Source organism: Staphylococcus pettenkoferi (assembly GCF_002902685.1).
GTDB classification, from domain to species: Bacteria; Bacillota; Bacilli; order Staphylococcales; family Staphylococcaceae; genus Staphylococcus; species Staphylococcus pettenkoferi.
In genome coordinates, this window is record NZ_PPRN01000056.1 from 1 (window position 1) to 6372 (window position 6372).

Annotated in this window: 8 protein-coding genes; 2 read left to right on the plus strand and 6 right to left on the minus strand. The window is 35.9% G+C overall.

Features of this window, described 5'->3' with window-relative positions:
* Positions 1–127 precede the first annotated feature (127 nt).
* Positions 128–499, plus strand: coding sequence for a hypothetical protein (locus CD126_RS09655; protein ID WP_049406508.1), 372 nt, complete (start codon positions 128–130; stop codon positions 497–499).
* A 140-nt stretch (positions 500–639) separates the two neighbouring features.
* Here CD126_RS09655 and guaC read toward each other — a convergent pair whose 3' ends face one another.
* The 5 genes from guaC to CD126_RS09680 form a co-directional block, all read right to left on the minus strand.
* Positions 640–1620 (minus strand): GMP reductase, encoded by a 981-nt coding sequence (gene guaC, locus CD126_RS09660; RefSeq protein ID WP_049406509.1) that lies wholly within the window; start codon positions 1618–1620, stop codon positions 640–642.
* 199 nt (positions 1621–1819) lie between these two features.
* Positions 1820–2413 carry a hypothetical protein gene (locus tag CD126_RS09665; RefSeq protein WP_049406511.1) on the minus strand — a complete coding sequence of 198 codons (594 nt, stop codon included), beginning with the start codon at positions 2411–2413 and terminating at the stop codon, positions 1820–1822.
* Positions 2414–2718: 305 nt separating this feature from the next.
* Positions 2719–3252 (minus strand): hypothetical protein, encoded by a 534-nt coding sequence (locus CD126_RS09670; protein WP_049406513.1) that lies wholly within the window; start codon positions 3250–3252, stop codon positions 2719–2721.
* A gap of 184 nt (positions 3253–3436) precedes the next feature.
* On the minus strand, positions 3437–3763 hold the full coding sequence (locus CD126_RS09675; protein ID WP_002472286.1) for a branched-chain amino acid transporter permease: 327 nt from the start codon (positions 3761–3763) through the stop codon (positions 3437–3439).
* Positions 3760–4461 carry an AzlC family ABC transporter permease gene (locus CD126_RS09680; protein ID WP_049406515.1) on the minus strand — a complete coding sequence of 234 codons (702 nt, stop codon included), beginning with the start codon at positions 4459–4461 and terminating at the stop codon, positions 3760–3762. The genes CD126_RS09675 and CD126_RS09680 overlap by 4 nt, the downstream gene beginning before the upstream one ends.
* 247 nt (positions 4462–4708) lie before the next feature.
* Between CD126_RS09680 and isaB the strand changes: the two genes are divergently transcribed.
* Positions 4709–5230, plus strand: coding sequence for an immunodominant staphylococcal antigen IsaB family protein (gene isaB, locus CD126_RS09685; protein WP_049406517.1), 522 nt, complete (start codon positions 4709–4711; stop codon positions 5228–5230).
* A 285-nt stretch (positions 5231–5515) separates the two neighbouring features.
* On the opposite strand, the gene CD126_RS09690 is transcribed toward isaB, so the two are convergent.
* Positions 5516–6259 carry a poly-gamma-glutamate hydrolase family protein gene (locus tag CD126_RS09690; RefSeq protein WP_049406520.1) on the minus strand — a complete coding sequence of 248 codons (744 nt, stop codon included), beginning with the start codon at positions 6257–6259 and terminating at the stop codon, positions 5516–5518.
* Positions 6260–6372 lie beyond the last annotated feature (113 nt).

A 6372-nucleotide genomic window follows, 5' to 3' on the forward strand; every position in this document is an offset into this window, starting at 1 on the left:
TAATCATAGACCTAGAAAGTGTCTTAATTGGGACACTCCATATGAAATTTTAAATTTAGAAGTGTTGCGCTTAAATTGACAATTCATCGGGTATAAAATGAAAAAGAAAGGAAAGGGGCTTTCATGCGTGGTTAGTGAGGAAGAATTTAGATTACTGAAACAATCTGTCACTGAATTAGCTGCGAAGATGGGTAACAACCAGTTAGAAACATACTCAGTTAGTTTGTTATTTCTGGAGATGGAGTATGGCATAGAGTCATTTGATAAAATTTTTGCAGCATTTCTACGTTATACGAGTGAACGGCATAGTGATGATATGAATGCTGATGATTTAAAAGTACTTATAGATAAATATAATGAAAGTAATCACGAAATCAGTGATTTTATGAAAAACAAGATTATCATTGGATTTGCGACGAACTATATACCAAGTTTGGGCGAATTGGCTAATGAGTTGCAAACTGACATGATATGTAATGGTATTAAAGTTGAAGACTAATTAAATAACCCATATTGTAAATTTATTTAGGACAATTTAATGATTACTTATTAGCGCAGTAAGATATTAAATTTTATCCCTCAAACCTTTAAATGAAACTAAAGAACTGCACCTCATAGCGAGGTGCAGTTCTTTTCGATTTATCTATCTTGATCTCCGTTAAAGATGGAGTTTCGCACGATAACGTAATCGACTGTTGTAAGTGACTTCAAGTCTTTGCCTCCAGCATAGGAGATAGAACTTTGTAAGTCTTGTTGCATTTCGTTTAACGTGTCTGTCAACGAACCTTTGTGTTCAACAAACATTTTCTTACCTTCGACGTTTTTGTGCTCACCTTTTTGGAATTCTGAAGCACTACCGAAGTATTCTTTGTACATTTTACCATTCTCTTCAACAGTTTCACCTGGTGATTCTTCATGCGCAGCGAAGAGTGAACCAATCATGACCATAGAGGCACCGAAACGGATTGACTTGGCGATGTCACCATGTGTACGGATACCACCGTCCGCAATTAACGGTTTACGCGCAGCTTTACTACAAAGGTTTAGTGCAGCGAGTTGCCAACCACCAGTACCGAAGCCAGTCTTGATCTTCGTAATACATACACGACCTGGACCAATGCCGACTTTCGTTGCGTCAGCGCCAGCATTCTCAAGCTCTCTCACACCCTCAGGCGTGCCCACGTTACCAGCGATAACGAAAGCATCAGGTAGATGACGCTTGATGTGTTGAATCATGTTAATCACTGAGTCAGAGTGGCCATGCGCAATATCAATCGTGATATATTCAGGCACTAAATTCTGTTCAGCGAGCGTTTTGATAAAATCAAATTCACGATCTTTCACACCTACAGAAATTGAGGCGAAGAGATTCGCTTCTTGCATTTTTTTGATAAAAGGAATACGCGCAGCTTCGTCAAAACGATGCATGATGTAGAAGTAATCATTCTCTGCGAACCATTGTGCGAGTTCTTCGTTCATGACCGTCTGCATATTCGCAGGCACTACTGGCAATTTGAAACGACGAGGTCCAAATTGAATAGAAGTGTCACATTCAGAACGACTTTGTACAATACATTTATTTGGAATTAATTGGATATCTTCATAGTCAAAAATTTTCAAATATATAACCACCTAATTAGTATTCAGCTTATTCATGATACTAGTTAATCTACCGTATGTAAATAGGGAAGTTAGCCGGTGATTGTACGGGTAATATTTTCTATAGTAAACCAATTTTTTATGAATGATATGTCATCTGTGTTGTTGGAAAGGCGAGACTGAGTATTTATGCACTAGTGTCAGTGACGATTTTAAATATCTACTCATCTACTGCTAAGTCGTAAACCTTATCACCTAGCACTTCTCTAAAGTCATCTTCATCTACTTCTTTGTCTGCCAATTTATCTAATTTATTGACGAAAGTTTCGTATTGTTCATCCACTTTGTCGTCTGATACTTTATCTTCATTATAATCTTTCAATGTTTGCGATAAATCTCTTGATTCTTTACTTAATGTTTTACTCACGTCAGTGAAGTGATTTTCCACCTTTTTCTCCTTATCATTAGGCTTGTAATCATGTTTCTCTTCCTTGAAGTCGTCTAAGTTCTCATCGAGTTGATCAGATAGCGTATCGAAATGTTCTGCAAATGAGTCTAAATCAGTATCTTCATCTACCTGCGACACGTGTTTACTGAAACTACGTGCTGATTCTGCATAGCTTGAAACGAAATATCTTAAATCATCAAGATATTCTTCATGATCTTCTTTTTTATCCTGCTTTTTATCTTTCTTCTTGTCAGAGGCAGAAGTCTTACTATGCTCCTTATTATCGGCATGTTTATCATGCGTATCGTTACCACAAGCACCAAGTAGTAGGGCGCTTGCTAACACGACAGAAATAGATTTTCTCAATGGAAATTCCCCCTAAAGATGTTTGTAATATGTTGTAAGAATAAAATGTAAGCGTTGAAACTTATTTTTAGAATTAGAAAAAATAACTGAAAAACTATGTATTTATTTTACTCGCACAACAATTAGTAGAATAACATAAAGTTAAGAAGAGTTTTAGATGAATTTGTGAAAAAATATTTGAGAAAGAAATGAAAGTATGGAGAAAGTTAGAGCAAGATAAAATAAAATTAAGCTCATACTACAATAACTTTATTGTCATCATAATATGAGCTTTCTTTACGAATTATATTTTACTTTGGAGTAGCTTATTTTTCAGACTCATCAACGAGATCTTCCGCTTTTTTATAAACGTCATCACCTAGAATTTTCTTAACACTCTTACTATCGATTTTATTTTCGTCTTTAGGCTTAGCTTTCTCTTGGTAATCTTTAGTTATATCAATGATTTCTCTACTGTATTCTGGTTCTGTTAAGTCACCATCAGAAAGTTCCTGTGTTTTATTTTTCATTCTTTTTAGCATTTTATCAGTTTCTTTATTGAGGTTTCTAAAGTTTTTAGCTAATTTCTCTTGGTCTTTGGTACCTTCTATATTTTTTGTAGATTTATCAAATTCATCTCGATCTTTTTCAAAAGATTTACGTGTTTTAGATAGTTCTTCAACTAATTCCGAATTTTTTAGCGTTCTTGTGTCCTTTTGGAATTTTTGGAAGTTATCCATATCCTTATCTACGAATGTACGTAACGCCTTTTGATATTTTTCATGTTGTTCTTTCTCGCTTGTGCCACAAGCTCCGAGTAATAGGGCGCTTGCTAATAAGATTCCTGCTGTTTTCTTCATAATCATGTCTCCTCTTTGATAGTCATTTGCCGTTCTTATCTATATCTCAGGCTATAATGATATATATTATAATAAAATGAATCTGTTGTATAGATAGATTGCAGATTTTTCTAAAATTTATTTTGTCCAAGTAATTTTTTCACATTTTAGACTAGGTAAAATCACTTCACAAATTTAACCTCAACTAAAAGACAAATTGAACGAGCAGCATGTAAACAATCGTTCCGCCAGCGATGGAGAGCAACATACTTTTTTTAACCAAATGCAAACCTATAATCACAACTGTTGCGATGAGTTCAGGTAAGCCAAAGCTATACTTCAAGACATTGACGTCCTTGAACGAATAAACGACGAGCAGCCCAAAGACAGCAGCGGGCAAAGCTTTGCCTAAATATCTCACGAAAGAGGGTGTGGGCTTGTTTGGCGAAAAGATATAAAAGGGCAGGAAACGTGTAATCATTGTGCCTAGGACAACTAAAGCAATCGTGATTATTTGTTGAAATAAAGTCATGACGTAGTCCCTACCTTTCTTTCAATTGGCTTTCTCATAAAGATAAAGATGACAAGCATCGCAATCATGGCTGGTAAGATAAAGGCTTTAGGTCCAAAGATGATGAGGCATAATAATGATACTCCGATGCCAATAGTAGAAGTAAGATGACTGGATTCCTTTAGCCAATTATCCAAGAAGATCACTACGAAGAGTGCCGTCATCACAAAATCAAGTCCATGCGTATTAAAGTGTATGTAATCCGCAGCGATACTACCAATCGTAGCGCCAAATACCCAGTAACAGTGATTAAATAATGTGACGTAGAACATAAACCAACCTTTATCAATATGACTAGGAACTTGCGCTGTTTTATTAATGACGAACGTCTCGTCGCACATACCAAAGATGAGATAATATTTCTTTTTACCCATATTTTTAAACTCTTCTAGCATTGAAATGCCGTAGAACAGATGACGTGCGTTGATCATCAGCGTCAGAATTAAAGCGCTGAGCGGACTGAAAGAAGCTACGAGCAAACTTCCCGCGACAAACTCCATAGATCCAGCGAAGATGGTCGCACTCATCACAATAGCGAAGATAGGTGCGAAGCCAAGGGAATGCATATAAATTCCGTAAGCGATACCTAGGAAACTAAATCCAGCGAGTATCGGAGTCGTATGTATAAACGCTGTTCTCATGATAGGTGAATGTGTCATCTCAACCGCCTTCTCCTTTCTATAATCATAATTAAATATATATTATCTGAATTTTACAACATTAGCAATACGCAATTTTTTACTTTTATAGAGTGAGATAAAATGAGCTGGAATATTTAGAAATGTTAAGATTATAATAAGAAATAGTAAAATTTTTTTAAAAATATTTATTAAAAAATTGAATGATTATATAATAAAAGTGTAATGACATTTGATAATGTTATTTCAAAATTAAAAGAGTGATTTCATGAAGAAATTAACGAAAGCAATGGTAGCTGCATCTACGATTGCGACACTAAGTTTAGGAACAGTAGCAGTTAACGCAACAGACGCACACGCAGAGACAACACCATCTGCAACACAAGCTAAATTCGTGCTTGAAGGAAATGCAGGTGACGATGCAAGCTTTCTTACAAGTCCTCAATTTATTGAAGGATTAAATGGTGGCGGCATGATGTTCAATGGTTACTATATGACAACGCACATGAGTACGCCGGATTACCACCAACACAAAGTACATGATCAAGTGATACAAACTGTAGGGGAAGGTAAGTCTGCGCGCAGTGTAAGCTTTAATGTGACTGACACATCAGTGACAGTTGAACAATTGAAAGCTGCGTACGGCCAGGATTTAGGACAACTTTATCACAGTGGTAGCACACCAGACGACGGTTTATACTACTACGATAAAGGTCAATATCCAATTCAGTTTAACGTTGAAGACGGCCATGTGGTTAATGTTCTAATTGGCGATCCTGTTACGGATTAATCCAACTCAGTTAAGTTCCTACTTCATTAAACTTCTGAACTGTTACGTTGAAATCACTTCTGAACTGTTATTTAAGGCTGAGCGCTCACTTTGGTGTGGGTAGCTCAGCTTTTTTTGCTAGTGAGAGTGAGGCTGGTACTCATTGTTGTATAGCCCCTTACTGCATTTTAGATAAAATGAGCGCTAGTTATGAGGATGTTTGAATGATGATCTTCTTAGCGAAAAATGAACCCGCAGATGCTTTCATCAGTCATCTACGGGTTGGATAGCGGTTATTGATTTATTCTACTTCTGTTTCGCATCTTTAACACCGTTACTTACAGCTTCTGAGAATCGATATAGATTATGACGATAGTTAGAAGTTTGTTCACGGGAATTACGGTCGAAATCACCATGTTTAAAGAACGTTTTACGTAAACCATAAGAAAGTTCGAGCTGAACGCCTGCATTCCCATCATTCTTATTAGTAACATTCTGACTTGAATCGCCTTCTAAATAATCAGGGCTTTCTTCGACTTTAAAACCTGCATCTTTCAAATTATCTCTAATCGCATTACGTAACTTTAAATCTTTACCTCCGATGTACACGACGGATTTACTTTCACCCATGCCGTGAATAGAGACCGCATGATCGCTTTTCTTCATTAATTTCAGTAGGGTAGGTTCGTCGAAGTGTGTGGAAGTAATGTGTAAGTCTTGATTTCCTGATTTCATTAATGCTTCGAAAGCGTATAATTTATAATCGCCTTTTTTAGAAATCTGTTTCGCAACTTCAGACGTGCCAGGTTCAATGCCACCACCATGAATTGCGGTAACAATCGTATCGCTAGAAGTATTTTTAGAAGATATCTTCCAATCCTTACTCTCACGCGTATCTTTCTTTAATTCTTTAAAGTTTTTATATTTATCAGAACTGGAATTCGTCTCGTGTTGTGAAGCGTAGATAAATACGACTGTGAGTAATAAACCAAATAATACCACACAGGTTAGAAATATATACAAAGGTTTTGAAAATGATCTTTCTTTCATAACGTCTCCTAATATATTGATAATTATTTTAACTTAAATGTATTAACATCAGATTAAGTAATTATATATGTTAAATGAAAGTTAAATATTTGTAAAACCAAATCATATCCAGA